Annotated in this window: 26 protein-coding genes; 8 read left to right on the plus strand and 18 right to left on the minus strand. The window is 73.1% G+C overall.

Annotation, left to right across the window (positions count from 1 at the left end; all coding sequences use genetic code 11):
* Positions 1-52: 52 nt before the first annotated feature.
* Both ACFVU7_RS42245 and ACFVU7_RS42250 read right to left on the minus strand, forming a co-directional pair.
* Positions 53-1,012: an asparaginase gene (locus ACFVU7_RS42245; RefSeq protein WP_388051627.1), complete on the minus strand. Its 960-nt coding sequence runs from the start codon at positions 1,010-1,012 to the stop codon at positions 53-55.
* Positions 1,013-1,087: 75 nt separating this feature from the next.
* Entirely contained in the window at positions 1,088-1,708 is a 621-nt protein-coding gene (locus ACFVU7_RS42250) for an ABC transporter substrate-binding protein (RefSeq protein ID WP_234348561.1), read from the minus strand.
* Between the two features lie 626 nt (positions 1,709-2,334).
* Here ACFVU7_RS42250 and dtd point away from each other — a divergent pair.
* On the plus strand, positions 2,335-2,775 hold the full coding sequence (gene dtd / locus ACFVU7_RS42255) for a D-aminoacyl-tRNA deacylase (RefSeq protein ID WP_049656260.1): 441 nt from the start codon (positions 2,335-2,337) through the stop codon (positions 2,773-2,775).
* 66 nt (positions 2,776-2,841) lie between these two features.
* Here the strand turns inward: dtd and ACFVU7_RS42260 are convergent, their stop codons facing one another.
* From ACFVU7_RS42260 to ACFVU7_RS42270, 3 genes are all read right to left on the minus strand, one after another.
* Complete coding sequence (locus ACFVU7_RS42260; protein WP_049656263.1) at positions 2,842-3,804, minus strand: folate-binding protein YgfZ; 963 nt, start codon at positions 3,802-3,804, stop codon at positions 2,842-2,844.
* A gap of 19 nt (positions 3,805-3,823) precedes the next feature.
* Positions 3,824-4,288, minus strand: coding sequence for a Fur family transcriptional regulator (locus ACFVU7_RS42265; RefSeq protein WP_049656259.1), 465 nt, complete (start codon positions 4,286-4,288; stop codon positions 3,824-3,826).
* A gap of 103 nt (positions 4,289-4,391) precedes the next feature.
* A complete protein-coding gene (locus ACFVU7_RS42270; protein ID WP_049656257.1) occupies positions 4,392-4,976 on the minus strand; it encodes an FABP family protein in 585 nt (194 codons plus the stop codon).
* A gap of 348 nt (positions 4,977-5,324) precedes the next feature.
* Here ACFVU7_RS42270 and ACFVU7_RS42275 point away from each other — a divergent pair, with 348 nt between their 5' ends.
* Complete coding sequence (locus ACFVU7_RS42275) at positions 5,325-5,687, plus strand: DsrE family protein (RefSeq protein ID WP_049656255.1); 363 nt, start codon at positions 5,325-5,327, stop codon at positions 5,685-5,687.
* A gap of 20 nt (positions 5,688-5,707) precedes the next feature.
* Here ACFVU7_RS42275 and ACFVU7_RS42280 read toward each other — a convergent pair whose 3' ends face one another.
* The 7 genes from ACFVU7_RS42280 to ACFVU7_RS42310 form a co-directional block, all read right to left on the minus strand.
* Entirely contained in the window at positions 5,708-5,980 is a 273-nt protein-coding gene (locus tag ACFVU7_RS42280; RefSeq protein ID WP_074006428.1) for a DUF3099 domain-containing protein, read from the minus strand.
* Positions 5,981-6,055: 75 nt separating this feature from the next.
* Entirely contained in the window at positions 6,056-6,346 is a 291-nt protein-coding gene (locus ACFVU7_RS42285) for a DUF1416 domain-containing protein (RefSeq protein ID WP_030059605.1), read from the minus strand.
* Positions 6,347-6,383: 37 nt separating this feature from the next.
* The gene (locus ACFVU7_RS42290; RefSeq protein WP_049656251.1) at positions 6,384-7,220 is read right to left on the minus strand and encodes a sulfurtransferase; all 837 of its coding nucleotides are present in this window, start codon (positions 7,218-7,220) and stop codon (positions 6,384-6,386) included.
* A 233-nt stretch (positions 7,221-7,453) separates the two neighbouring features.
* Positions 7,454-7,534 (minus strand): Ms5788A family Cys-rich leader peptide, encoded by an 81-nt coding sequence (locus tag ACFVU7_RS42295; protein WP_350517234.1) that lies wholly within the window; start codon positions 7,532-7,534, stop codon positions 7,454-7,456.
* A gap of 292 nt (positions 7,535-7,826) precedes the next feature.
* Positions 7,827-8,561 carry a DUF2993 domain-containing protein gene (locus tag ACFVU7_RS42300; protein WP_049656250.1) on the minus strand — a complete coding sequence of 245 codons (735 nt, stop codon included), beginning with the start codon at positions 8,559-8,561 and terminating at the stop codon, positions 7,827-7,829.
* A 189-nt stretch (positions 8,562-8,750) separates the two neighbouring features.
* The gene (locus ACFVU7_RS42305) at positions 8,751-10,166 is read right to left on the minus strand and encodes a hypothetical protein (RefSeq protein ID WP_388051629.1); all 1,416 of its coding nucleotides are present in this window, start codon (positions 10,164-10,166) and stop codon (positions 8,751-8,753) included.
* A gap of 5 nt (positions 10,167-10,171) precedes the next feature.
* Positions 10,172-10,465 carry a MoaD/ThiS family protein gene (locus ACFVU7_RS42310; RefSeq protein ID WP_049659718.1) on the minus strand — a complete coding sequence of 98 codons (294 nt, stop codon included), beginning with the start codon at positions 10,463-10,465 and terminating at the stop codon, positions 10,172-10,174.
* 741 nt (positions 10,466-11,206) lie between these two features.
* Here ACFVU7_RS42310 and ACFVU7_RS42315 point away from each other — a divergent pair.
* The 5 genes from ACFVU7_RS42315 (at position 11,207) to ACFVU7_RS42335 (ending at position 16,870) form a co-directional block, all read left to right on the plus strand.
* Entirely contained in the window at positions 11,207-11,938 is a 732-nt protein-coding gene (locus ACFVU7_RS42315) for a response regulator transcription factor (protein ID WP_074006427.1), read from the plus strand.
* A 125-nt stretch (positions 11,939-12,063) separates the two neighbouring features.
* A complete protein-coding gene (locus ACFVU7_RS42320) occupies positions 12,064-13,122 on the plus strand; it encodes a LacI family DNA-binding transcriptional regulator (protein ID WP_049659714.1) in 1,059 nt (352 codons plus the stop codon).
* Between the two features lie 153 nt (positions 13,123-13,275).
* Positions 13,276-14,532, plus strand: a complete 1,257-nt coding sequence (locus ACFVU7_RS42325) for a S1C family serine protease (protein WP_375876668.1) — start codon at positions 13,276-13,278, stop codon at positions 14,530-14,532.
* 68 nt (positions 14,533-14,600) lie between these two features.
* Positions 14,601-15,371, plus strand: coding sequence for a response regulator transcription factor (locus tag ACFVU7_RS42330; RefSeq protein ID WP_074006426.1), 771 nt, complete (start codon positions 14,601-14,603; stop codon positions 15,369-15,371).
* Positions 15,368-16,870, plus strand: coding sequence for an ATP-binding protein (locus tag ACFVU7_RS42335; protein ID WP_388051633.1), 1,503 nt, complete (start codon positions 15,368-15,370; stop codon positions 16,868-16,870). Before ACFVU7_RS42330 ends, ACFVU7_RS42335 begins: the two co-directional genes overlap by 4 nt.
* Before the next feature lie 95 nt (positions 16,871-16,965).
* Here the strand turns inward: ACFVU7_RS42335 and ACFVU7_RS42340 are convergent, their stop codons facing one another.
* From ACFVU7_RS42340 to ACFVU7_RS42365, 6 genes are all read right to left on the minus strand, one after another.
* Entirely contained in the window at positions 16,966-18,759 is a 1,794-nt protein-coding gene (locus tag ACFVU7_RS42340) for a bifunctional metallophosphatase/5'-nucleotidase (RefSeq protein WP_388051636.1), read from the minus strand.
* A gap of 191 nt (positions 18,760-18,950) precedes the next feature.
* Positions 18,951-20,300, minus strand: coding sequence for an ATP-binding protein (locus tag ACFVU7_RS42345; RefSeq protein ID WP_049654291.1), 1,350 nt, complete (start codon positions 20,298-20,300; stop codon positions 18,951-18,953).
* 74 nt (positions 20,301-20,374) lie between these two features.
* Complete coding sequence (locus tag ACFVU7_RS42350) at positions 20,375-21,949, minus strand: SCO6880 family protein (RefSeq protein ID WP_049654294.1); 1,575 nt, start codon at positions 21,947-21,949, stop codon at positions 20,375-20,377.
* A 7-nt stretch (positions 21,950-21,956) separates the two neighbouring features.
* Entirely contained in the window at positions 21,957-23,207 is a 1,251-nt protein-coding gene (locus tag ACFVU7_RS42355) for a hypothetical protein (RefSeq protein ID WP_198959524.1), read from the minus strand.
* 34 nt (positions 23,208-23,241) lie between these two features.
* On the minus strand, positions 23,242-24,057 hold the full coding sequence (locus tag ACFVU7_RS42360; RefSeq protein ID WP_074006423.1) for a hypothetical protein: 816 nt from the start codon (positions 24,055-24,057) through the stop codon (positions 23,242-23,244).
* 167 nt (positions 24,058-24,224) lie between these two features.
* A complete protein-coding gene (locus tag ACFVU7_RS42365; RefSeq protein ID WP_049654299.1) occupies positions 24,225-24,575 on the minus strand; it encodes a hypothetical protein in 351 nt (116 codons plus the stop codon).
* Between the two features lie 248 nt (positions 24,576-24,823).
* Between ACFVU7_RS42365 and ACFVU7_RS42370 the strand changes: the two genes are divergently transcribed.
* Complete coding sequence (locus tag ACFVU7_RS42370) at positions 24,824-26,023, plus strand: NlpC/P60 family protein (protein WP_388051640.1); 1,200 nt, start codon at positions 24,824-24,826, stop codon at positions 26,021-26,023.
* Positions 26,024-26,209 lie beyond the last annotated feature (186 nt).

Raw genomic sequence — 26,209 nt, forward strand, 5'->3', positions numbered from 1 at the left:
ACCCGGGTCCGCCCGCACCCCGACGGGTGGCCTCCGACGCCGCGGGCTGGTCCTAGAACGCCGCCCGCACCTCGCCGACCGGCACGCCGCCGCCGAGCAGCGGGGCCGCGCCGATCCGCTCGACGGTCCCGTCCGCCCCGGCCACCCCGAGCCGGCGCAGCGCGGCCGCCAGCACCGGGCCGCGGGCCCGCTCGGCGCCGTCCTCGATCTTGAAGGCCAGCGCCCGGCCGTCCGGCAGCGCGACCACCTGGACGGCCTCGGCGCCCATCTTGGACAGCGCGCCCGGCACCGCCCGCATCAGCCAGGTGTCGGCCCGGCGGGTGCCGGCCACGTACTCGGGGTGGGCGCGCATCGCGTCGGCGACGCGGCGCGGCCCGCTGCCCTCGGCGGCCAGCAGCAGGCCGCGGTAGCCGCGGGCCAGGCCGGTCAGCGACACGGCCAGCAGCGGCGCGCCGCAGCCGTCCACCCCGGCGTGCGCGGCGGTCTCGCCGGTGGCCTCCTCCAGGGCCTCGCGGGCCAGTCGCTGGATCGGGTGGGCCGGGTCGAGGTAGCTCTCGGTGTCCCAGCCGTTGGCCGTGCAGGCGGCCAGCCAGCCGGCGTGCTTGCCGGAGCAGTCCATCAGGATCGGGGCGCGCTCGCCGCCGGCGGCGAGCAGCAGCTCCGCCTCGGTCTCGTCCAGCGGCAGGTCGGCCGGAGTGCGCAGGGCCGACTCGTCGAGCCCGGCGGAGCCGAGGATGCTCCGCACGCCATCGAGGTGAAACGATTCCGCGGAGTGGCTGGAGGCCGCCAGCGCCAGCAGCTCGCCCTCGATCGCCAGCCCGGCCCGCAGCGTGGCCACCGCCTGGAACGGCTTGGCGGTCGACCGCGGGAAGACCGGGGCGTCCGGGTCGCCGAGCGCGAACTCGACCGAGCCGTCGGCCGCGAGCAGCACCAGGGAGCCGCGGTGGCGGCCCTCGACGAAGCCGGAGCGTATGACCTCGGCGAGAACGGGCGCGGGGGCGGGCAGGGACATGGCGGTGTGAGCCTTCCGGGGCGAGGGTGGGCCGGGAGCGAGCCGGGCCTCACCCGCCCGCGGCGACCCACCCGGTCAGAGCGGCCCCCGTGCGAGCAGGTCGTCGACCCGTGCTTCCCCATCACGGTACCTGCGGGTGATCTCGGCGTTGCAACCGTCGGCCGTGCGCAGCAGCCGCTGGCGCCGTCCGGACACCTCCCGCTCGTACGCCCGCAGCCGCTCCAGGGCGGCCAGCAGCTCCTCGGCCGGGTGCGCCGCCAGGTCGGCGAGCTGGACGTCGCCCATCAGCGCGTCCGCCTCCAGCCGGGACTCCCGGGTGCGCGGCGGCCCGAGGGTGACGTGCCGGGCCGAGCGCCGCACGGTGGAGGGCGCGTCGGTCAGAATGGCTGGCAGCCGGTCCAGCAGGTCGCCGGGGGCCGGGTCGGGGCCGGACGGGTCGGCCGTACGGACCGGGCCCGTGCCGGGCCGCCGGTCGAGTTCGGCGCGCAGGATGTCCATCCGCCCGTGCAGCAGCCGCCGCAGGTAGGACAGGTCGGCCTCCTGCTCCAGGGTCTCCCGGCGCAGCACCCGCAGCTGCTCCAGGCCCAGCCCCTCCAGGTCGGGCTCGTCCTCCGCGCCCGCCGCCGGACCGTCCGGGCCCCCGGGGGCCCGCACCACCGACCCGGACCGGTCCCGCGCCACGCTGCTCGCGTCCATCACCCAACCACCTGACGTCGTCCGATCCCGCCCGCTCGCGGCACCCCGTCGCTGCCGCCGGTCCGACCCGTCCCCCGACGGGCCGCGCGTCCCGTCCACCGGCCCGCCGGGAACCCCCGGAGGCTCCGGTCCCCGGCCGTGACGCCCACCGGGGCGGCACCGCCAGACGCCTGACCTACCGGCTCGACCGCCCGGCCGAACCCGGGTCCGGCGCGGCGGACCTCCTGGCGCCCCGGACCCCTCGTACGGTCCACCAGCGTGCCACCCCACCCGGCGCACGCGCACCGCCCGTGCACCCGAACGGCCCCCTGGCGAACGGGGGTGGCTGATATGACCAGCCCTTTCCCCAGGAAGAGTGGCGCCCGATTCCGCGCAGGCGCGCACCCCAGGGCGTGCACGGCCTTCGTGCGCGCCCCTGGTGTGCGCCCTGGGGAGGCCGCCGGGGCGGAGGGACGGGGCCGACCGGAGGGGCAGCCGGGCAAAACGGCCGGGAAGGGTGCGGCGCTGAGCCAGGGGCACGGCGGATGCGCGGGCGCGGAGCGGCGGCGGACGCGCCGGGCGCGGGCCGCGCGGAAAGCACCCGGGGCTCCTCCGGGGGCCGTACGGCGCTCCGGCACAATGGCGGCATGCGAGCAGTGGTGCAGCGAGTGACCGAGGCCCGGGTGACCGTGGCCGGTGAGACCGTCGGCGCGATCGAGGGGCCCGGGCTCTGCGTCCTGGTCGGCGCCACCCACGACGACACCCCCGCCAAGGCCGCCCAACTGGCCCGCAAGCTCTGGACGCTGCGGCTGCTGCCCGCGAACGACGAGGGCGTCGAGCAGAGCTGCTCGGACCTCGGCGCCCCGCTGCTGGTGATCAGCCAGTTCACGCTCTACGGCGACGCCCGCAAGGGCCGCCGCCCCACCTGGAACGCCGCCGCCCCCGGCCCGGTCGCCGAGCCGCTGGTGGACGAGGTGGTGGCGCAGCTGCGCGCGCTGGGCGCCAAGGTGGAGACGGGCCGGTTCGGCGCCGACATGCGGGTGGCGCTGGTGAACGACGGCCCGTTCACCGTCCTCGTCGAGGTCTGACCCCGCCGGGGGCCCCACCGGGCCCGGCCGGGGCGCCGAGCGGCCCCGGCGCGGCCCTGGACGGCCCTACTGCGGGACGATCACGTCCTGGGTGCCCGGCACCGTGCCGGCCAGCAGCACGGCGTCCACCGGGACGTTCCGCTTGACGATCGCCAGCGCGATCGGCCCCAGCTCGTGGTGCCGGGCCGAGGAGGTCACGAAGCCCAGCGCCCGCCCGTCCGGGTCGGTGGCCAGCCGCACCTCGGTGCCGTGCGGGGGCAGCGTCTCCTCGGTGCCGTCCAGGTGCAGGAAGACCAGCCGGCGCGGCGGGCGGCCCAGGTTGTGCACCCGGGCGACGGTCTCCTGGCCGCGGTAGCAGCCCTTCTGCAGGTGGACGGCGGTGCGCAGCCAGTCCACCTCGTGCGGGATGGTCCGGTGGTCGGTCTCGAAGCCCAGCCGGGGCCGGTGGCCCTCGATCCGCAGCGCCTCGTACGCCCAGACCCCGGCCGCCGGACCGTACCCGGCGGTGAGCCGCTCCAGCTCGGCGCGCGGCACGAACAGGTCGCGCCCGTACGGGAGTTCGCGGACGGCGGCGGCGCCCTCGACGGCGGCGGTGGAGCCGGCCGGCAGGTGCACCACGGCGTACTCGGCGGTCGCGTCGGCGACCTCCACCCGGTAGAAGAACTTCATGCCCTCCAGGTAGGCGACCAGCGCCTCCTGGGTGCCCGGCTCGACGTGCGCCCAGGTGGTGGTGCCGTCGTCCACCAGGTAGAGCGCGTGCTCGACGTGCCCGTTCGGGGAGAGCACCAGCGCCTCGGCGGCCTGCTGCGGCGGCAGCTCGCTGACGTGCTGGGTGAGCAGCAGGTGCAGCCAGGAGAGCCGGTCCGCGCCGGTCACGGTGACCACGCCGCGGTGCGAGAGGTCGACGAAGCCGACGCCCTGCGACAGCCTGCGTTGCTCGCGGAAGATGTCGCCGTAGTGGGCGGCGACGCCCTCGTCGGCCCCCTCGGCGGGGACGGCTCCGGGCAGGGAAAGCAGCGGGCTCTTCACACCGGTCATACCGGCCAGCTTACGGCTGGTCCCCGACGAGCTTGGCGGTGCAGTCGGCGCAGCGGCCGAAGATGGCGAAGTGCTTGAGGTCGGTGTCGAAGCCGTGCCGCTCGCGCAGGCTGTCGATCAGCGGCTGGGCGATCTCGGTGCCGGTCTCGGTGACCTTGTCGCAGTCCCGGCAGACCAGGTGCAGGTGGTGGTGGCGGCCGGCCAGGTGGTAGGTCGGGGCGCCGTGGCCGAGGTGGGCGTGCGAGACCAGGCCCAGCTCCTCCAGCAGCTCCAGGGTCCGGTAGACGGTGGAGATGTTGACACCGCTGGCGGTCCGGCGGACGTGGCAGAGGATGTCGTCGGGGGTGGCGTGGTCGAGCTCGTCGACGGCCTCCAGCACGAGCTGCCGCTGCGGGGTGAGCCGGTACCCGCGTTCGCGCAGGTCGGCCTTCCAGTCGCCGGAGAGCTGCCAGTCGGTGGTGCCGGTGTCCGCCACGGTACTCGTCCCTGCCAATGGTCGGGGGTCCTGGAGCAAGTGTAGGGACCGGCCGGGGGCCGGTCCCTACCTCGTGCACGGAAGTGCCGGTCGCGCGATCGGCCTACTTGAAGAAGGCGATGCCGTCGTCCGGCAGGTCGTTGATGTCCTTGATCAGCTGGGCCGGGCTGAGCACCTTCTTCAGCTGGGCGGACATGTACGGGCGCAGCGGCACGCTCGGGGCGGCCTTCTCGCCGACCCAGAGCAGCTCGCCGTTGACGAAGCCGTACAGCCGCTTGCCGCCCGAGTACTCCGGGGAGCCCTCGATCCGGGCGACCGCGTCGGTGGAGACGTCGACCTGGGGCTTGCCGTCGGCCAGCTCGCCGTACCAGATCTCGACCGTGCCGTCGTCGCGGACGGAGGAGATCTCGATCCCCCGGACACCGCTGGTGCCGTCGTGGTTGCTGGTGATGCGCCAGAACGCGTGCTCGTTCTCCAGCGGACGGACCTTCTCGCCCTCGCTGTCCAGCACCCAGGTCCGGGAGCGGAACTCCAGGAAGGGGCGGCCGTCGTGGCGGATCACGATCTCCTGGCCGAAGTTGCACTTCTCCGCGCCCGGGAAGTCGTAGACGCCCGCGCCCTCCCAGGTGCCGAGGAGGAAGGCGAGCGGGACGACGTCCCTGTGGAGGTCAGAAGGGATCTCGATCATGTTCCTGGTCGCTGTTCTCGTCGGTGTGGGACTGCCTCAACCGTACGGCAGTCTCAGCGCTGGCCCTGGTACAGCTTCATCACCGAGAAGATGGCGAACCAGGTGATCAGCACGGCCATGAGGGCCAGCAGACCGTCGAAGAAGATTTCCAGACCGGACACGGGTGGCTCCCAGGCGGCGACAGTGTGGTGGATTGTGCTCGGCTCACTCTATCCGCCGGGTTCCGGAGGGTCGCGGTGAGCCCCACCACGTCGCCGTTCGCGCCGTCCTCCCGCGGCTGCTCAAGCTTTGCCCAAGGCTTCCGGGGATGCCGGACGGCGGGGGCGCCGGCACCTCTAAGGTGGCGCCATGGCGAAGAAACTGGTCATCAAGGTCACCGCAGGGGCGGACGCGCCGGAGCGGTGCTCGCAGGCGTTCACGGTGGCGGCGGTGGCCGTCGCCAGCGGGATCGAGGTCTCGCTCTGGCTGACCGGGGAGTCCTCCTGGTTCGCGCTGCCGGGCCGGGCCGCGGAGTTCGAACTGCCGCACGCGGCGCCGCTGCCGGACCTGCTGGAGTCGATCCTGGCGGCCGGCTCGGTGACGCTGTGCACCCAGTGCGCGGCCCGGCGCGGGATCACGCAGCAGGACACCGTCGAGGGTGTCCGCATCGCGGGCGCCCAGGTCTTCGTCAGCGAGATCATGTCGGACAACGTCCAGGCGCTCGTGTACTGAGGCGCCTCGCGCGTCGACGCCTACGGGTGCTCCTCGTGGTCGGGGCGGTCCCGGTCGTGGCCGGGCTCGTCCCACTTCGGGTCGTCCCAGCGCGGGTCGTTCCACCAGTCGTCGTCCGGGTCGCGCTTGTTGGCGAACACCGCGGCGGCCGGCGGGATGACCATCGCGACCACGCACATGCCGATCGCCGCGCCGACCGAGAAGAACCGCACCACGCCCCAGGCCATGACGAACAGGCCCAGGCACACGCCCATCATGGCGAAGTAGTAGCGACGCCGCCGCCTTGCCTGCACCCCTCCACGGTACGACCGAGGGCCCCTGCTCGGCAGGGGCCCTCGGAGTCTGGTCCGGGATCGTCCCGGCTCCGGTCAGACCGCGATCGCGACCTCGACGGCGGTGCCCTGGGAGGCCACCACCTGACGGTCCACGGTCTGGCCCGGCACCAGCGCGCGCAGGGTCCACTTGCCCGGGCGGGCGAAGAACCGGAACTGGCCGGTCGCCGAGGTGGGCACCTCGGCCGTGAACTCGCCGCCCTCGTCCAGCAGCCGCACGTAGCCGTTGACCGGCTCTCCGTCGCGGGTCACCGAACCCTGGATGATCGTCTCGTTCGCCACGTCAACTCCTGCCAGGTCCGGGCCGCCGGCCTTCGCACCGCACATGTCTGTCTCCTTCTGACTTACGGGTCGAGCCGGGGGCTCAGTTGCTGCCGAGCTCGATCGGCACGCCGACCAGGCTGCCGTACTCGGTCCACGAGCCGTCGTAGTTCTTGACGTTCTCCTGGCCGAGCAGCTCGTGCAGCACGAACCAGGTGAGCGCGGAGCGCTCGCCGATGCGGCAGTAGGCGATGGTGTCCTTCGCCAGGTCGATGCCCTCGGCCTCGTACAGCGCCTTGAGCTCGTCGTCGCTCTTGAAGGTGCCGTCGTCGTTGGCGTTCTTGGCCCACGGGATGTTGCGGGCGCTCGGCACGTGGCCGGGGCGCTGCGACTGCTCCTGCGGGAGGTGCGCCGGGGCGAGCAGCTTGCCGGAGAACTCGTCGGGCGAGCGGACGTCGACCAGGTTCAGGGTGCCGATGGCGGCGATCACGTCGTCGCGGAAGGCGCGGATCGAGGCGTCGGCTGCCTGCGCCGTGTACTCGGTGGCCGGGCGGGCCGGCACCTCGGCGACCAGGTCGCGGGAGTCCAGCTCCCACTTCTTGCGGCCGCCGTCCAGCAGGCGGACGTCGCCGTGGCCGTACAGCTTGAAGTACCAGTAGGCGTACGAGGCGAACCAGTTGTTGTTGCCGCCGTACAGCACGACGGTCTGGTCGTTGGCGATGCCCTTGGCGCTCAGCAGGGCCTCGAAGCCGGCCTGGTCGATGAAGTCGCGGCGGACCGGGTCCTGGAGGTCCTGCTTCCAGTCGATCCGGACGGCGTTGCGGATGTGGTTCTTCTCGTACGCGGAGGTGTCCTCGTCGACCTCGACGATGACGACCTTCGGGTCGTCCAGGTGGGCCTGGACCCAGTCGGCGTCGACCAGGACGTCGCTGCGGCTCATGGTGGGTTCTCCATCCGAGGGCGGTTGTGCGGAAGGTGCTGCTCAGGAGGGTGCTGCAGGGTGCCCGGGAGGGTGCGGTCCGAAACCCTGTCCGAATAGCGGGACGAGGGGGTGGGCCGGTGCGGCCGGGCAGGAGACTGCGGAGTACCTCGGCGACCGCCGGCCCGGGGGGCCGGGCGCGGTCGCCGGAAAGATCGGCGGCGGGCGTCAACTGCCCTGCCGGGGGCGCCGAATCAGCGCATTCGACACAGACAGGCGGCCACGCGGCACAGGTCTACCGCCCGCCGCTTCGTGAGGTCCGTCTGTCGCTTCATGCCGACGATGCTAGGGACACCGGAGGCCCGCTGTCATCAGCGTATCGAATAGTGGGATCAGAACGACCGGATGATGGGATTTACCCCCGGTCCGGCCTGTCCGGGCCCGGCCGGCGGCCCCCGGAGGGCGTGCGCGGGGCGCGAACGACACCGCTCCACGGCCCACGCTGGACAGCGCGTCTCGCGGAGCGGAACGATTCGGCACAGCCGTGGGCGGGCCTTGGGACCGGGCCGGGGACGGGCCGGGGACGGGCCGGGGACGGGCCGGGGACGGGCCGGGGACGGGCCTGGATCAGCCCAGGAGCTTGACGTCCTTGCCGTCGAAGGTCAGCTGGAGGCCCTCCGGCAGCGGCGTCACACCGCCGCCCCCGCCCTCCTTGTCGGCCAGCTTCAGCCCGGCCGGCAGCGAGTCCAGGGTGAAGCTCATCGGCTCCAGCTGCTGGTTGGTGGCACCGGCCACCAGCCCCGCCAGCGAGCTCAGCCGGAAGCCGTCCACCGTGACGGTGTTCCCCTTGTTGCGCACGCTGCCCTCGCCGATCTCGATCGGACCCAGCGAGGCCTTGACCTTGCCCGGACCGGCGTAGGCCAGGCTCAGCCGGGAGTTGCCGCCCACCGGCAGCTTGGCGCCGTGCAGCAGCTGGGAGGCGGGCGGCAGCAGCTGCGCGAGGTCCGGGTAGGAGATCACCCCGCTGCCGGTGCCGCTGTCCACCGTGGCACTGCTCATGCTGTCGCTGACCTTGACCCCGGCGAGCCGCGCCTTGAACGAGTGCAGCGCCACCTGGTGGCTGCCGTCGCCGACGGCCAGGCCGTCGGAGGAGATCCGGACGTCGTCCAGCTTCATCGACAGCACCTGGGTGAGGAACGGGAAGCCCTCGATCGAGACGTCCGGGCGCTGGCTCATCCGGCCGCTCTTCACGATCCGGTCGGCGGCCTCGTCCTCGGCCACGCCCACCGCGATCCGGTCCGCACCCAGCAGCAGGCCGGAGAGCACCGCCAGGCCGATCGTGGCCTTCAGCCATCCGCGCATCGTGTCCCCCGTCGTCGCCGGTCGCTGTGGTCGTTCGTCGCTGTGGTCGTTCGCAGTGGGTCGTTCACCGTTCCGTGGCGGACGCAGGACACGTCCGCCCTCGCACGACCGTACGACGTCCCGCCCCGGAACATGGTTCCGGGGCGGGAATTCGACCTGAACAGGCCTGGACGGGTGGGTACGGGTGGCTCAGGCCAGCAGCTCCGTGGCGATCCAGGCCAGCGGCGCGGCCACCGCCAGCGGCAGCGCCACGCCCGCCGTCATGTGCACGAAGCGGGACGGGAAGTCGTACGCCGCGACCCGACGGCCGACCAGCGCACCCAGCCCGGCCAGCGCACCGAGCGCCGGCGGGGCCCCGACCAGCAGGCCCAGCAGCACCGCCGCGGCCAGGCCCAGCACCGGGCCCAGCTGCTTCGGCCCGGGCAGCGGCGCCGCGGCCAGCAGGGTGGCCAGCGCCACCGCGCCCACCGCGGCCGGCACCCAGTCGGCCAGCAGCAGCGCGGTGCACAGCACCGTCACCACGGTGGCCGAGCCGAGCACGGTCAGCGCGTAGAACCGCTCCTTCGGGTCCGACGGGCGGAACGTCTGCAGCACCAGGACGAGCAGGAAGAACCCGCCCAGGGTGCCCACCACGGCCGCCACGCCACCGTCGGAGTCCGCCAGCAGCACCGCCACGTCCGCCGTCAGGCCCGCCAGCGCGGCGAGCAGGATGCCCTGCCGGGCCGGCCACATGCCGTTCAGCCGGAACCAGCCGGCCGCCGTCAGCAGCTGGAGCGGCGCGACCACCAGGGCCAGCGCGACCTGCCCGAGCGCGGCACCGCCGGCCAGCAGCGCGGCGATGCCCACCGTGATCAGGGCCGGCTGCAGGCCCGGGTCGATGATCGGCGAGCCGGTCCGGCCGCGCGGACCGGCGGGCGGCGCCGCCTGCGGCGGGACGGCCCCGTACGGCGGCGCGGCGGGGGCGCCCAGCGGGCCGGGGGCGACCGGGCGCTTGAGCGTCATGGTCGGCGGGTCGAAGGCCTCCGCCGCCTGCTGCGCGGGGGCCTGCTGCGGCGCCGGGGCCGCGTGCCGGGCCCGCGGCCCCGGCGGCCGGGGGAGCTGCAGCTGGATCGTCGGATCCGGCTGGGGCTGCACCGGCTGCTCCGGCGGCCGCCGCCGCTGCCGCGGCTGCGGGGCCTGCTGCGGCTGCGGGACCTGCTGGGCCTGCTGGGCCTGCGGCGGCTGGTACGGCTGGTGGGCCTGCTGCGGCTGGTGACCCTGCGGCTGGTGACCCTGCGGCCGGGGCGCGCCCGACAGCGGACCGGACACCACCACCGGCGGCAGCAGCGCCGTCGCCTCGGCGTCGCTCACCGCCGGCACCGGCGGCAGCAGGGTGGTCGCGGCCGCGTCGTCGAACGCGGGCACCGCCGGCAGCACCGCGGTCGCCGCCGCGTCGTCCACCGGGTAGCCGTACGGCGACTGGTGGCCGGGCTGCTGCGGCGGGACGTACGGCTGCTGCTGCGGGTACGGCTGCTGTCCCTGCGGCGGGTACGGCTGGTGGGGCTGCTGCGGCCACTCGCCGTGGCCGCCGTGGTTCGGGTGGTTCGGGTTGTTCATGTCCGTCACGCCGCTCAGCCTCCCGCGAACGGCGGGAGGACCTCGACCGTCCCGCCCTCGGTCAGGGCGACGGTCGCGTGGTCGCGGCCGCCCACCTGGGCCCCGTCGACCAGGTACGAGCAGTGCCCGAGCAGCTGGACGAGCTTCGGCCGGTCGGCGTGCCGCGCCCTGGCCGCCGCCAGCGCCTCCGCCAGGGTCGCCGCCTCGTACGGCTCCTCGGCCAGCCCGGCCTCGGACTTCGCCGCCGCCCAGTAGCGGATCGTCCCGCGCACCCGGGCGCCGCTCGCGGGCTCGGTGGTCGCGCCCATCGGGCCACCCCTTCTCGTCGTCCTCGCCCGGCTCCGGTACCCCGGTCCGGCTCGCCACCGCGACGGCCGCCCGACCACCCGAACGATGGACCCGAACAGCGCCTCCGATGTGCGCCCCCCATGATGGCGTGTCGGCCACCACGAGCGGCAATCGCCCTGGCCGGACCGGCACGGAGTGCGCACCGGCCTCGCACCGGACCGCCACCCGGAGGCGCCGGACCAGCGCCGGACCGGCGCTCGAAGCTGTGTCCAGCCTCACCCGGCGCACGCCCGAATTGGGCGAACCGCCGGATTCCGGCACTCCCGGCGGAGGGGGCGGTCGGCTATCCTCGACCACCAAGAGGGATCCGGGCAGAGTCGCCCCCGGGTCCTTTTGTGCTTCCAGGACGCCGGTACGGACGTTCTTGCGATTCGTCGGCCCACCCCCGGCGCGCAGCAGGGACCTCCCGGCCGGCGCGGCACAACGACGTGCCCCGGCCGGCCGGGGCATCGCCACCCGGCACCGGGCCGCCACCCGGCGCCGGACCAGACCGGAGGGTTCGCGGTGAGGAACAGGGCAGAAACGGTGCGCCCGGGGTTGCGGGACCCCCGGCGGACCCGCCGTCGCGCCCCGCACGCCGTCCGCTCCCCCGGTCCGCCGCGACCGGCCGTCGTCCTCCCCTCCCCCTCAGCACGTGCGCCATCCGGCTGTGGCGGCAGCCGTCACGCGACCGCGACGACCCGGAAAGGGGACCACCGGGTATGAGTTCTCTCCTCCTCCTCACCAATGCGCTGCAACCGTCCGCCGAAGTGCTGCCCGCCCTCGGACTGCTGCTGCACAACGTCCGGGTGGCCCCCGCCGAGGGCTCGGCCCTGGTGGACACGCCCAGCGCGGACGTCATCCTGGTCGACGGCCGGCGTGACCTGCCGCAGATCCGCAGCCTCTGCCAGCTGCTGCGGTCCACCGGCATCGGCTGCCCGCTGATCCTGGTGGTCACCGAGGGCGGCCTGGCCGCCGTCACCGCCGAGTGGGGCATCGACGACGTCCTGCTGGACACCGCGGGCCCGGCCGAGGTCGAGGCCCGGCTGCGGCTCGCGCTCGGCCGCCTCCAGGTCGTCACCGACGACAGCCCGATGGAGATCCGCAACGGCGACCTCTCGGTCGACGAGGCGACCTACTCCGCCAAGCTCAAGGGCCGGGCGCTCGACCTCACCTTCAAGGAGTTCGAGCTGATCAAGTACCTCGCGCAGCACCCCGGCCGGGTCTTCACCCGGGCGCAGCTGCTGCAGGAGGTCTGGGGCTACGACTACTTCGGCGGCACCCGGACGGTGGACGTGCACGTCCGGCGGCTGCGCGCCAAGCTCGGCGTGGAGCACGAGCAGCTGATCGGCACCGTGCGCAACGTCGGCTACCGCTTCGTCGTCCCGGAGAAGCCCGAGAAGGGCGAACGGCCGGAGCTCGCCCAGCGCCCCGCCACCCCCCTGGACGCCTGAGGACCGGCCGGGCGGGCCGTCCCCCGCCCGGCTTGTCCGGTTCCTCCCGGAGCCGCCCGCCGGCCTGCCGAACAAGGCCCCAGCTCCCCCTGCCGCCCCGGAGGCCACACGCGTAGACTCCCCCCGTGGCCAAAGTGACGCGCGACGATGTAGCCCGGCTGGCTGGTACCTCGACCGCGGTCGTCAGCTACGTCATCAACAACGGTCCGCGCCCGGTCGCACCCGCGACCCGGGAGAAGGTCCTCGCGGCGATCGACCAGCTCGGCTACCGGCCGAACAGCGTCGCCCAGGCGATGGCCTCCCGGCGCACCAACCTCATCGGCATGGTCGTCCCGGACGCCCGCCAGCCCTTCTTCGCCGAGATGGCGCACGCCGTGGAACGGGCCGCCTCCGAGCGCGGCAAGCTCGTGCTGATCGGCAACTCCGACTACGTGGACGACCGCGAGGTGCACTACGTCCGCGCCTTCCTCGGGATGCGCGTCTCCGGCCTGATCCTGGTCAGCCAGGGCCCCTCGCAGCGCGCCGCCGAGGAGTTCGCCGCGATGGAGGGCGCCAAGGTCGTGCTGCTGCACCGCAGGCCCGAGGCGATCGACGACGTCGCGGTGGTCACCGACGACGTGGCGGGCGCCGAGGCGATCGTGCGCCACCTGCTGGAGGTGCACGGGCACCCGTACGTGGCCTGCTTCGGCGGCCCGGTCGAGTCCCCCGCCCCCGGCGACCCGGTCATCGACCACGTCGAGGGCTGGCAGCGCGCCATGGACGCGCACGGCGTCCCCACCGAGCCGCACCTGATCGACGCGCCCTTCCACCGCTACGGCGCCTACGACGTCGCGCTCGGCGTGCTCCGCTCGCCGGACCGGCCGCGGGCGATCTTCTGCTCCACCGACGACCAGGCGATCGGCGTGCTGCGGGCCGCCCGCGAGGTCGGCCTGCGGGTCCCGGAGGACCTCGCGGTGGCCGGCTTCGACGACGTGCCGGAGGCCGCGCTCGCCGACCCGCCGCTGACCACCGTCGCCTCCGACCGCGACGCGATGGCCCGGGCCGCCGTGGACCTGGTGCTGGACGACTCGCTGATGGTGCCCGGCTCGGACACCGAGCGGGTCCGCACCTTCCCGTCCCGGCTGGTCATCCGCCGTTCCTGCGGCTGCGGCGGCGACGCCCCCGGCCGGTCCGTAGCGGAGTAGCCGGCCCGGACCGGAGCGGCGGGCCCGTACCGGAGCGGCCGGTTCCGCTCGACAGGCGGGCTGACCAGGCTTTATGAGAACCCAACGGGCTTCTCTCCCCGTTCTGAGCCGGTTCTCATCCACTCCTCATGCACCGGGCCGAGCTTGGTCGACATGAGCGAGAAGCAGCAGCACCCCAGCGAGCAGTACGGCCCGTACGAGCCCCACGAGCAGTACGACCCCTACCAGGCCCACGGCCGGTACGGGCAGCACGGCCAGTACCAGGCCCACGGGCAGTACGAGGCCCAGGAGCCCCGGGTGATCGAGGGCACCGTGCTCGGCAGCGGCCCGGCCGCCGGCGGCTCCGGCACCACCGGCGCGGACGGGTACGGGCCCGGGTACAGCTACCGCGAGGACCACTCCGACGGCGGCTTCGACGCCCCGCCGCCGCCCCCGCCGATCCCGCCCGAGCCGCCCACGATCCTCGGACCGGGCTCCCCCGAGGGCCCCGGCCACCACGGCGGCCGGGCCCGGCGCGGACTGCTGCGCGGCCGGCTCGCCCTGGTCACCGCCGTCGCCGCGGTCGCGGCCGTCCTCGGCGGGGTCACCGGCGGCCTGGTCGCCGCAGACCACCAGGGCTCCGAGAACCGCGTCGGCACCATCGCCAGCCCGGTCTCCGCCCGCTCCGACGGCACCGCCGACGTGGCCGCCGTCGCCGCCGCCGTCTCGCCCAGCACCGTCGAGATCACCGTCAAGACCGGCAACGGCACCGCCACCGGCACCGGCGTCGTCCTGAACACCGACGGACAGATCCTCACCAACTACCACGTGATCGACACCGCGTCCGCCGGCGGCCGGATCACCGTCACCTTCAAGGACGGCTCCACCGCCCAGGCCACCGTCACCGGCACCGACAAGGCCCTCGACGTCGCCGTGATCACCGCCACCGGCGCGAAGAACCTCACCCCCGCCGTCCTCGGCGACTCCTCCACCGTGGCCATCGGCGACCCGGTCGTCGCCATCGGCAACCCCGACGGCCTCACCGGCACCGTCACCTCCGGCATCATCAGCGCCGAGAACCGCGACGTCACCGTCCAGCTCGACGAGGGCAGCACCAGCAACAACGGCGGCTTCGGCCTCCCCTACCTGCCCGGCGTGCCCGGCCTGCGCGGCACCGCCCCGCAGTCCGACAGCGGCAGCACCACCACCTACAAGGCCTTCCAGACCGACGCCGCGCTCAACCCCGGCAACTCCGGCGGCCCGCTCATCAACGCCAACGGCCAGGTCATCGCCATCAACTCGGCGATGTACGCGCCCGGCGGATCCGGCTCCTCCGGCGGCTCGGCCGGCAGCGTCGGCCTCGGCTTCGCCATCCCGATCAACGACATCAAGCAGGTCCTGCCGAAGCTCGAAGCCGGCCAGAACCTGTGAGCACCGCTCCCTGAGACGGACAATTGCTCCCAGCAGGCCCTCCACCCGACGAGAAAGGGCACCCGCCCATGACCCCGTCCGCCGACGACCGCACCACCGCCGAGGCCGGCCACCCCTTCGCCCGGCTCCTCGTGGTCGACGACGAACCCGCCCTCCGGGACGCCCTGGAGAGCAGCCTCGCCTTCGAGGGGTACGAGGTCGCCACCGCCACCGACGGCTACGAAGCCCTGGAATCCGTCGAACGCGACCGGCCCGACCTCGTCCTGCTGGACATCATGATGCCCCGGATGGACGGCCTCACCGCCGTCCGCCGGATGCGCTCCCGCGGCGACACCGTCCCGGTGCTGATGCTGACCGCCCGCGACGCCGTCGGCGACCGCGTCACCGGCCTCGACGTCGGCGCCGACGACTACCTCGCCAAGCCCTTCGAGCTCGACGAACTGCTCGCCCGCGTCCGCGCCCTGCTGCGCCGCAACGCCCTCGCCGCCGAGGCCGCCGCCCGCGCCGCCGTCGAGGACGAGAGCGAGGTGCTCGCCTTCGCCGACCTGCGGATGAACACCGCCACCCGCGAGGTCACCCGGGCCGGCAAGCCGATCGAGCTCACCCGCACCGAGTTCATGCTGCTGGAGATGTTCCTCGCCCACCCCCGCCAGGTCCTCACCCGCGAGCAGATCCTCAAGGCGGTCTGGGGCTTCGACTTCGAGCCCTCCTCCAACTCCCTCGACGTGTACGTGATGTACCTGCGCCGCAAGACCGAGCAGGGCGGCATGCCCCGCCTGATCCAGACCGTACGCGGCGTCGGCTACGCCCTGCGCCCGGCCGCCGGCACGAGCGCGTGAACCACGTCCCGCCCCCACCGCTGGCACCCCCGCTGGCACCGCCCCGCACGCCCCGCCGCCGACAGCGCCTCCTCCACTGGTTCCGCTCCCGCTCGCTGCGCAGCCGCCTCACCTTCCTGAGCGCGGCGGCGGTGGCGGTGGCGATCGCGCTGTCGGCGCTGGCGTGCTGGTTCATCGTGGAGAAGCAGCTCTACGACCAGGTGCGGACCGACCTGGCCAACGCGACCGTGCCATCGGCGGCCCGAGTACCCCTGCTCCTCTGTTACCCGACCGCGGAACAGGCTCTGGCGAACCAGCCTACGAGCGCCACCTCGGAGAACAGCATCGCGGTGGCCCGGGACACCCAGTTCGTGGTGGCCAACCCGACGGGCGTCTGCCTGCCCCCGAACGCGACCAAGGCGATCGTGGTCCAGCCCGGCGACACAGCCGGGTTCAGGCTCAAGAACGGCCAGTCGATCATCCGCGACGGCCGTTTCACCGACGGGACCCCGGCGGTCGTCCGGATCTCGCTGACCCACTCCGTGTCGGGGCCGGCGCTGCTGATGGTCGCCACCTCCACCCAGCCCGTCGAGGACTCCCTCCAGGGCCTCGCCATCCTCCTCGGCTCCGTCTCCGCCGGCGGCATCCTGCTCGCCGCCATCGCCGGCCGGCTGGTCGCCCGTTCCTCCCTCAAGCCCGTCGACCAGCTCACCGACGCCGTCGAGCACATCGCCCGGACCGAGGAGGTGGGCACCACCATCCCCGTCAACGGACACGACGAGATCGCCCGCCTCTCCACGTCCTTCAACTCGATGAGCACCGCCCTCGCCAACTCCCGCGAGCGGCAGACCCGGCTGATAGCCGACGCCGGGCACGAGCTCCGCACCCCGCTGACCTCCCTGCGCACCAACGTCGACCTGCTGATCCGCAGCAACGACACCGGCCGCCCGCTGCCCGCCGCCACCAAGACCAAGCTGCTCGGCAACATGAAGGCACAGATGCAGGAGCTCACCGTGCTGATCGGCGACCTGCTCCAGCTCTCCCGCCCGGACACCCCGAAGAGCGGCCCGGCCCCCACCGTGGTCGCCCTGCACGAGCTCGCCGGACGGGCCGTCGAACGGGCCAAGCTGCGCGGCCCGGGGCTGGTCTTCGAGACCGACACCGAGCCCTGGTACGTGCACGGCGACGCGGCCGGGCTGGAACGGGCGGTGATCAACCTGCTGGACAACGCGGTCAAGTACAGCCCGCCCGGCGGCACCATCGACGTCCGGCTGCACCGGGGCGTGCTGACCGTCCGCGACCACGGCCCCGGCATCCCGCCGGACGAGCTCCAGTACGTCTTCGACCGGTTCTGGCGCTCGCCCTCCTCGCGCCAGCTGCCCGGCTCCGGCCTCGGGCTGTCGATCGTCGCGCAGAGCGTCCGGGAGGCGGGTGGCGAGGTCACCCTCGGCCCGGCCGCGGACGGCGGTCCGGGCGCGCTGGCCACCGTCCGCCTGCCCGGCGGCCCCGCCCCGGAATGACGGAATGACGGAATGACGAAAGGGGCGGGTGGGGCGCCCCGACAGCGCCCCACCCGCCCCCGTCCCAGGGCTCACGCCCCGGAGCCGGCTCACGGTCAGTCGATGTCGCTGCCCGGGCCGATGATCTTGATCCGGTCCCGCGCCGGGGCCTGGAGCGGCGAGGCCGCCGTGCTGTGGGCGCTCAGGTAGGCCACGAAGACGTCCAGGTCCGAGGCGCCGACCAGCTTGTCGGTGCCGGCCGCGAAGGCCGGGAAGCCGTCGCCGCCGCCGGCCAGGAACTCGTTGGCCGCGACCCGGTAACTGGCCGCCGGGTCGACCGGTGCGCCGTTCAGCCGCACCGAGTCCACGACCACCCGGTCCGCACCGGTCTTGCGCATGTCCAGGGTGTAGTGCAGGTTCGAGGACACCTGGAGGACCTTCGGCGCGGCCGCGTTGGAACCGCTCACCTGCTGCTGGAGCAGCTGGATCAGCTGGGCCCCGGTCAGCGTCTTGACCTGCATCATGTTGGTGAACGGCTGGACGGTGAACGCCTCGCCGTAGGTCACCACGCCGTCGCCCTCGCCGCCGGAGGCCTTGTAGACCAGGTCGGAGCGGATGCCGCCGGGGTTCATGAAGGCGACCTGCGCGCCGCCCTTGTCGGCCGGGGCCAGCCCGGCGAGCTGCGAGTCGGCGATCACGTCACCGAGCGGCTTCTCCAGGTCGCTGCTGCCGCGGCCGTTGATGTCCGAGGCGACGTAGCCGACCGGACGGTTGGCGATCGGGGCGGCCAGCTTGGAGTAGTGGTCGACCAGCGCCGTCATGTCGGACGCCTTCTCGACCGTGCGGCGCACCACGTGGTTCTCGGCCTTGACCGAGGGGCGCACGATCTCGCCGGTGGTCTTGTCCAGCTTCATGTCGATCTCGGTGAAGAGCCGGCCGAAGGAGGCGGCACTGGTCACCGAGCGCGGGACGCCATTGGGGTCGGGGATGCTGCAGGCGTACGCGTTGTGGGTGTGGCCGGTGACGATGGCGCCGACCGCCGGGTCGATCTTCTTGGCGATGTCGACGATCGGGCCGGAGATGCCCTGACCGGCCGCGCCGCAGTCGTAGTTGTAGACGCTGCTGGCCGGGTAGCCGCCCTCGTGGATCAGCGCGACGATCGAGTTGACGCCCTTGGCCTTGAGCTCGGCGGCGTACTTGTTGATCGTGGTGACCTCGTTGGCGAACTTCAGGCCCTTGACGCCCTCGGCGGTCACGATGTTCGGCGTACCCTCCAGGGTGACGCCGATGAAGCCGACCTTCACGCCCTGGGACTTGGTCACCCAGTAGGGCGCCAGCAGCGGCTTGCCGGTCTTCTCGTCGGTGACGTTGGCCGACAGGTAGTTGAAGTTGGCACCCTTGAAGGTGCGGCCGGGCTCGTAGCAGCCGTCGGTCGGGTGGCAGCCGCCGTCCTGCATGCGACGCAGCTCCTGCGCGCCCTCGTCGAACTCGTGGTTGCCCACGGAGGTGACGTCCAGGCCGAGCTTGTCCATCGCCTCGATGGTCGGCTCGTCGTGGAAGAGCGCCGAGGTCAGCGGGCTGGCGCCGATGATGTCGCCGGCCGCGACGGTGATCGAGTCGTCGGCCGGGATGCGCGCCTTGCGCAGCTCGGTGGCCAGGTACTCGATGCCGCCGGCCGGGGTGGCGACCTCCTTGCCGGTGGCCGGGTCGATCTCCTTGATCGTGCCGGACGAACCGGCCGGAGGCTCCAGGTTGCCGTGGAAGTCGTTGATCGCCAGCAGCTGGAGGTTGACGGTCTTGTGGCGCTTGGCGTCGGCGGCCTGGGCGGCCGTCGGCACGACGACCGTGCCGAGCAGACCAGCGGCGGCGACGACGGCGAGCGCCGTCCGTCGGGATCTGACGGTGAGCATGAAGGGTTCCCCTGCACCTTGGAGGGAGCACCGGCTGCGGACAGCGGCGGCGTTCGGGCGTGTGACATGTGTTGCGACTGCGAAGCCTAGGGTCAACGCGCGTAGCTGTCAGGACGTGGAACGTAACGAGAGGATTACCTACGGACGAACCGTCACCGTCCGCCGGGTGCGGAGCCTGCGGAGAAGGCCCCTCAGACCCCCGGCTCGGCCGCCAACTTCTGGTCCGCGCGCACCCGTTCGGCCACCGCGTCCTCGGTCATCGCGCGGTCGGTGTAGACCAGCGGGCGCTCCGCCTCGGTGATGATGTGTTTGACCACCTGGACGTTGCTGTTGACGTCCCAGACCGCGATGCCCGGCGACAGGGTCGGGATGATCTCCACCGCCCAGCGCGGCAGGCCCAGCACCCGGCCGGTGGCCCGCGCCTCCTCGGCCTTCTGCATGTAGATCGTCCGGGTCGAGGCCATCTTCAGGATCGCCGAGGCCTCCTTGGCCGCCGCGCCGTCCACCACGTCGGACAGGTGGTGGACCACCGCGACGAAGGACAGGCCGAGCCGGCGGCCGAACTTCAGCAGCCGCTGGAACAGCTGGGCCACGAAGGGGCTGTTGATGATGTGCCAGGCCTCCTCGACCAGGAAGATGCGCTTCTTCCGGTCCGGCCGGATCCAGGTGTGCTCCAGCCACACCCCGACGATCGCCATCAGGATCGGCATCGCGATCGAGTTGCGGTCGATGTGCGAGAGGTCGAAGACGATCAGCGGCGCGTCCAGGTCGATGCCGTCGGTCGTCGACCCGTCGAACATGCCCCGCAGGTCGCCGTCGACCAGCCGGTCCAGCACCAGCGCCACGTCCAGGCCCCAGGACTGCACCTCGCCCACCGCCACACCCAGCGACTCCACCGAGGACAGTTCGGGGTTGCGCAGGGTGTCGATGATGTCGTCCAGCACCGGCTGGCGGTCCTTCACCGAGGCCACCACGTGGGCGTGCGCGGCCTTCAGCGCGAAGCCGGCCCGCTCCTCCAGCCCGCGCCCCATCGCCACCTCGACGATCGTGCGCAGCAGCGACAGCTGGCCGTTCTGGGTGATCGCCGGGTCCAGCGGGTTGAGCTTCACCCCGCCGTCCCGGGCCGCCATCGGGTCCAGCCGGACCGGCTTTATGCCCAGCGCGTTGGCGATCAGGTTCCACTCGCCCACGCCGTCCTCGCCCTGCGCGTCCAGCACCACGACCTGGCGGTCGCGGAACCTCAGCTGCCGCAGCACGTACGTCTTCTCCAGCGCCGACTTGCCGTTGCCGGACTCACCGAGCACCAGCCAGTGCGGGGCGGGCAGCTGCTGCCCGTACAGCTGGAAGGGGTCGTAGACGTACCCCTTGCCGCTGTACACCTCGCGCCCGATGATCACCCCGGAGTCGCCCAGCCCCGGCGCGGCGGTCGGCAGGTAGACGGCCTGCGCCTGGCCGGTGGAGGTGCGCACCGGCAGACGGGTGGTCTCCACCTTGCCGAACATCAGGCTGGTGAACGCCTCGGAGAGGTTGCCGAGCGCCATGGGCGGGCTCCTGACGGGTCAGCGGTGGACGGACGTACGGGTGTGCGGGTGCACGGGTGTGCGGGTGCGTCCGCTCAGCGGCGGATGCCGGTGGCGAACGGGAGGGTGTTGACGAAGGCCCGGTGGTGCTCGCGGTCGCACCACTCCAGCTTGAGGTAGCTCTTGCCGGCCGAGGCCCGGATGGTCCGCTTGTCGCGGGCCAGCGCGTCGGGGTTGCGCGAGGAGACCGTGATGTAGCCGACCAGGTTCACCCCGGCCGCGCCGGAGGCCAGGTCGTCGCCGCGCTGGTCCACCCGGCCGGTGTGGGCCAGGTCGCGCGGGTCGACCGTGCGGTTCATCTTGGCCGCGCGGCTCGCCTCGGCCTCGTCGTTGGTCTTCTCGGTCAGCATCCGCTCGATCGCGACGTCGGTGGGCTCCAGGTCCATCGTCACCGCGACCGTCCGGATCACGTCCGGGGTGTGCACCAGCAGCGGCGCCAGGAAGTTGACGCCCACCGGGGTGAGCGGCCACTCCTTGATCCACGCGGTCGCGTGGCACCACGGCTCCCGGGTCGCCGACTCCCGGGTCTTCGCCTGCAGGTACTGCGGGTCGGTCGCGTCCAGCTCGGCCGGCCAGGCGTTGCGCCGGGACATCGCCTGGATGTGGTCGATCGGGTGGTCCGGGTCGTACATCGAGTGCAGCAGCGAGGAGAGCCGGGCCTGGCCCAGCGGCTGGCGCACCCGGATGTCCGCCTCGGCCAGCCGGGCGCAGATGTCGGTCAGCTCGCGCGCCATCACGGCCGCCAGCCCCTCGTCGTCCCGCGCCCGCCGCCCGGTGGCCGTCCGGCCCATCGCGTGCGCCTCGGCGGCCAGGTCACGGGTGTAGTGCATGCAGGCCACCAGGTACGCCCGGTGCTGCTCCGAGGAGGTCGACACCATCGACTGGAGCTGGTCGTACGAGTCCTGCAGCCAGCGCGGCGAGGACGGGTCCCCGCGCCGCTCGACGTCCTTGGCGTGCGCGTCCGGGTCGGCCGGCAGGGTCCGGGCCAGGATCTGCAGCCGGGTCACGAAACCGTCCCCGTTGGCGACGTGCTTCAGCAGCGTCCCGAAGCGGTCGACCAGGGCCTCCTGGTCCTCCGAGTCCCGCAGGCCCACGCCCGGGCCCTCGATCTCGATCGCGGCCGTCACCGTGCGCCGCTCCAGGTGCATCAGCACCCCGACCTCGTCCGGCCCGAACGGCGCCGTCAGCCAGCGCAGCCGCCCCACCCCCGGCGGCGGGCCGACCTCCACCTCCCGGCCGTCCAGCCGGGTGCCCGCGTCCATCACGTCCGAACGCCACACCGCCCGCCCGCTGCGGACCGTCCGGCGGTAGGTGCGGTTGATCTCCACCCACTTGTAGAACGTCCGCCTGCGGTACGGCACGTACACCGCCGCGATGGCGAGCGCCGGCAGACCGACCAGACCGCCGATCCGCAGCGGCAGGACCGGCATCAGCAGGCCCCAGAGCATGCCGAGGAAGGCCCCGAAGATGATCAGCACGATCTCGCCGGACTCCCGGTTCCGGCCGATCGGCGCGTTCGGGCGGGCCTTGCCGATCAGGTAGGTGCGGCGCTGGTGGACGTACGGCTGGGCGTACTGGGCACCGTACTGGCCGAGCGGTTCACTGCTCACTTACCCGTCACCCTCCCTTCGCTGGATTGCTGTCGCGGATCGGAACCGGGCCCTGCTTCGGCCCGCCCTGCGGCGGCGGGGACGGCGTCCGCCCGGCGTGCGCGGCGATGCCCGGCGCGACCGAACCGCCGCCGGCACCCCCGCCGCCACCCGTACCGGCCGCCTGGCCGCGGTCGCCGTGGGTGCTGATGCCCTGCTTCATCAGGTTCGCGGTGCCGTTGATCATCGCCGAACCGGCCTGCACGGCATTGGCCCGGGCCCCGCGCATGTTCAGCATCTCGTCGCCGAAGCCCGGCACGAAGCGGTAGACCGAGGCGCTCGCGAAGATCGACAGGAACAGGATCGCCAGCCCGGACAGCACCCGGGCGAAGTCGTCGTCCGCCCCGGAGCCGGTCGCCACCGCGCCCGCCAGGCCCAGGATGACCACGATGATCGGCTTCGCCAGGTCCACCGCCAGCATCACCCCCGCCCAGCGCCGCACGTGCTTCCACAGCTGCCGGTCCACCAGCCCCGCGTACACCGCCGTACCCAGCAGCGCGCCGACGTACAGCATCGCCGCCCGGATCAGCAGCTCCACCCAGAGCACCGCCGCCGCCAGCACCGCGACCAGCGACACGATCACGAGTATCAGCGGGCCGCCGCCCACGTCGCCCTTCTCCAGCGTGTCCGCGAAGCCCCCCAGGTACGACCCGGTGTCCGTCTTCGTCCCGACCGCGATCGCCTTGGTCAGCCCGTCCGTCACGCTCACCACGGTGTACAGGATCAACGGCGTGAAAGCGGACGCCACCACCGTCAGCCACAGGAAGCCGATCGCCTCCGAGAACGCCGTCGCCAACGGCGCCCCCCGCACCGCCCGCTTCGCCACCGCCAGCAGCCACAGCACCAGCGTGATCACCGTCGACACGGCGAACACCACGGCGTACTGCTGCAGGAACGACGCGTTGGTGAAGTCCACCTGCGTCGTCCCGTCGATCGCCCCCGACAGCTTCCGCACCACCCACGCCGCGGCCTGCGCACAGCTCTTGGCCAACGACCCGAGCGGATCGGTCACGGCCCCGACGGCGCCGCCACCGGGGAGGGAGCCCCCGCCGGGCTTGTCGGCGCAGAGAATGTCGCTGCCCGAGATCGGCAGGTCAGGGCAGTTGGATTTGGCGGTGCCGCTCGGATTCGGCGTCGGCGACGGCTCCGCGAGCACCCGCTGGGCGGCCGCCAGCGCCGCCACCTGCAAGGTGGCCAGCACACCGGCGAGGGTGCCCACGCGGCGCCGTGCGCCGGAACGGCGTGAGGTCTGGTCAACGCGCAAAGCGGAACCCCCCGAACTGCTGGACGGCGCCGGTGATCTCATCGGCGGTGGCGGCCTGCTGGTCTGCGGGCAGCGGCGCGGGGCCCTGCCTGCTGGTGTAGTCGGTGAGCTTCCAGTCGCTGCCCGTCCAGTGCAGCGAGAGCGTGAGGGTGAACCAGTTGGTGGTCACCGGCTGGACGGAGTGCTCGCCGGCGAGGCCGGTGAGGCCGGTGCACCACACCTCGACCTTGGCGTCGCCGTCGCTGTAGCCCGTCGACTTGGTGCCGACCGGTACCGTGCGGCTGACGAAGGTGAGGCCCTTGGGCGCGTGGCCCTGGGCGTCGAGGCCGTAGCGGGTGGCGGTGTCGCCGCCGAAGCCCTGGTCCAGCCGGCCCTGGAGCCCTGCCAGGGCGTCCGGGTCGGCGATGGTGGTGATGATGCCGTGCCGGCTGTCGGTGCGGAACATGTCCGCGGAGCCGATCGCCACCGCGTAGTTGGTGGCGGCCGACTGGGCACCGGGTTCGGTGTGCGGGTAGCCGGTGGGGATGCCGTTGACGGTGGTGCCGACGGGCTGGTCGCCGCTGGGGGCGGGGCCGGCGCCGGAGCCGGCGCGGTCGGCGGAGGCGCCGCCGCCTCCTGTGCCGCTTCCGCTGCCGGGTGTGACCCGGTTGGCGATGGCGATGGCCACGACGAGCAGGGTGACGACCACGAGGACGGCCAGCAGAGCGCGCAGCGGGCGGGACTGACGGTGGTTCTGCTGGGGGGAGGACTGTTCGCCGACCGGCAGGCGCGTACGGGTGCGCGGCTGGTCGTCGGACAACGGCACGGCGGCCCTCCTGGTGCGGGGAGCCGGGGCGGCTCCGGGGGCCCTCCGCCCGGGGGCGGGCGCGAGCGGAGGGTGGGAACGGGGGTGGGGTCCTGGCGGGCCGGCCGTCGGAGGGGGTCCGGACGGGGACCCGGTCTCAGGCAGGTCGGACTACTGCTGTCCGATCGTCAGATCGCCATGCCGTAGACAATGGTGAACAGAGTGCCGAGTGATCCGATGATGAACACGCCGGTCAGTCCGGCGACGATCAGCCCCTTGCCCTGTTCGGCGCCGAAGCTGTCGCGCATCGCGGTCGCCCCGATCCGCTGCTTGGCCGCGCCCCAGACCGCGATGCCGAGGCAGAGGAGGATGGCGACGGCCATGATGACCTCGACCATCACCCGCGCCTCCGACCCGAGGGTCGCGAACGGCCCCCAGTCCGGGGCGATTCCGCCGATGATGGTGTCGATGTTCGGCTTCTTGGGGGGGTCCTCGGCCAGGTGGCTGACCGCATTGGTGTGCACGCTGCTCAGGTTCATTTCCATCTCACCGCCCGATCAGGCAAATTCAAGGGCCCGGACCCGGCCCGCGCGAAGGGTCGGTACCTATTCTTGGCCAGATCTGATGTCGACTTGGCTACTTCTCGCGAATTGGTCGTGAGGCATCGGACACGTACGCGAGGATGTACACCGTACGAAGGATAGCGCTCACTGTTCGTATCTCTGATGATTGCGGTGAGCAACGCCTTCCGGGACACTTCGACTGACGACTCGTCGGGATGGTGCTGATGGTACTCCGGAAGGCCGGTACGGCCGCCGTCGCTGCGGGAGTTGTTGGTTTCGGGTTCATCGGGCTGGTGACGATAGGGACTTATGCGGCGAGTGGGACGCCGCAGCAGGCGGCGAATCGTTCCGCCCTGTCCCCCGGAACGGTCCCCGCGGCCTACCAGGAACCGATCCAGCGGTGGGGTGCGCTCTGCGCGGAGATCTCCCCGCCGATGCTCGCGGCGCAGCTGTACCAGGAGAGCGGTTTCGACCCCAAGGCGCGCTCCGGGGTCGGGGCGCAGGGCATGGCGCAGTTCATGCCGGGCACCTGGAGCTCGTACGCCACCGACGGCAACGGGGACGGCAGGGCGGACGTCTGGGACCCGCTGGACGCGATCGCCTCGGCCGCGACCTACGACTGCGCGATCGCCAAGCAGGTCGCGAAGGTCCCGGGCGACCCGCAGGCCAACCTGCTGGCCGCCTACAACGCCGGCGAGGGCGCGGTGCTCAAGTACAACGGGATCCCGCCGTACCGGGAGACCCAGGGCTACGTGCGGAACATCCAGGCGATGGCCCGCAGCTTCACCGCGCCGGTCTCGCCGACCGCGCCACTGGAGGTGTCCGCGCAGTCGTCGGCCGCGATCTACTTCGCGCAGACCAAGCTCGGCACCCCGTACCTGTGGGGCGGCGAGGGCCTGCCCTCGCAGAACGGGCGGTTCGACTGCTCGGGCCTGACCCAGGCCGCGTTCGCCAGTGTGGGCATCACCCTGCCCCGGGTGGCCAACGACCAGTGGTACGCCGGGCCGCACCCGTCGCGGGACCAGCTGCGGCCGGGCGACCTGGTGTTCTGGGCGACGGACCTGAGCGATCCGCGGAGCATCCACCACGTCGGGATCTACGTCGGCGGCGGGTACATGATCAACGCGCCGCACACCGGCGCGGTGATCCGCTACGACAAGATCGACACCCGGGAGTACATCGGCGCGACCCGGGTCACCTCGGACGGCGCCCAGGCGCTGCCGACCCGCAACAACGACGGCGTGGTGAACGCCCCGAGCCGGCCGGGCGGGACGGAGCCCACCGCCCCGGCGGGAGGCCAGGGCGGCACCCAGGGCGGCGCGCCGGGCAGTGCTCCGAGCGGCACCCCGGCGGCCGCCGGCCGGCCCGCGGCCGCCGCCCCGCCCGCGCAGGCCGGGTCGAGCCCCGCCGGGACGGGAGGGTAGGCCCGAGGAGGCCGGGACGGCCGGGACCTGTGTGCGCACTGTGGACGCTGAGCCACGTTTACATAACCGCGTGTTTCCATGGAACGCTGTGTCCCGGCGATGACGTTGGGTCCGGTGGCCCCCCGTCAGCTTTCGGCGCCGGGCCGGCCCCGGCGGGAACGTACAGGTGCAGTGGACCAGAAGGAG

Origin of the sequence: Kitasatospora sp. NPDC058046, from assembly GCF_042885595.1 — a bacterium.
Classification (GTDB): Bacteria; Actinomycetota; Actinomycetes; order Streptomycetales; family Streptomycetaceae; genus Kitasatospora.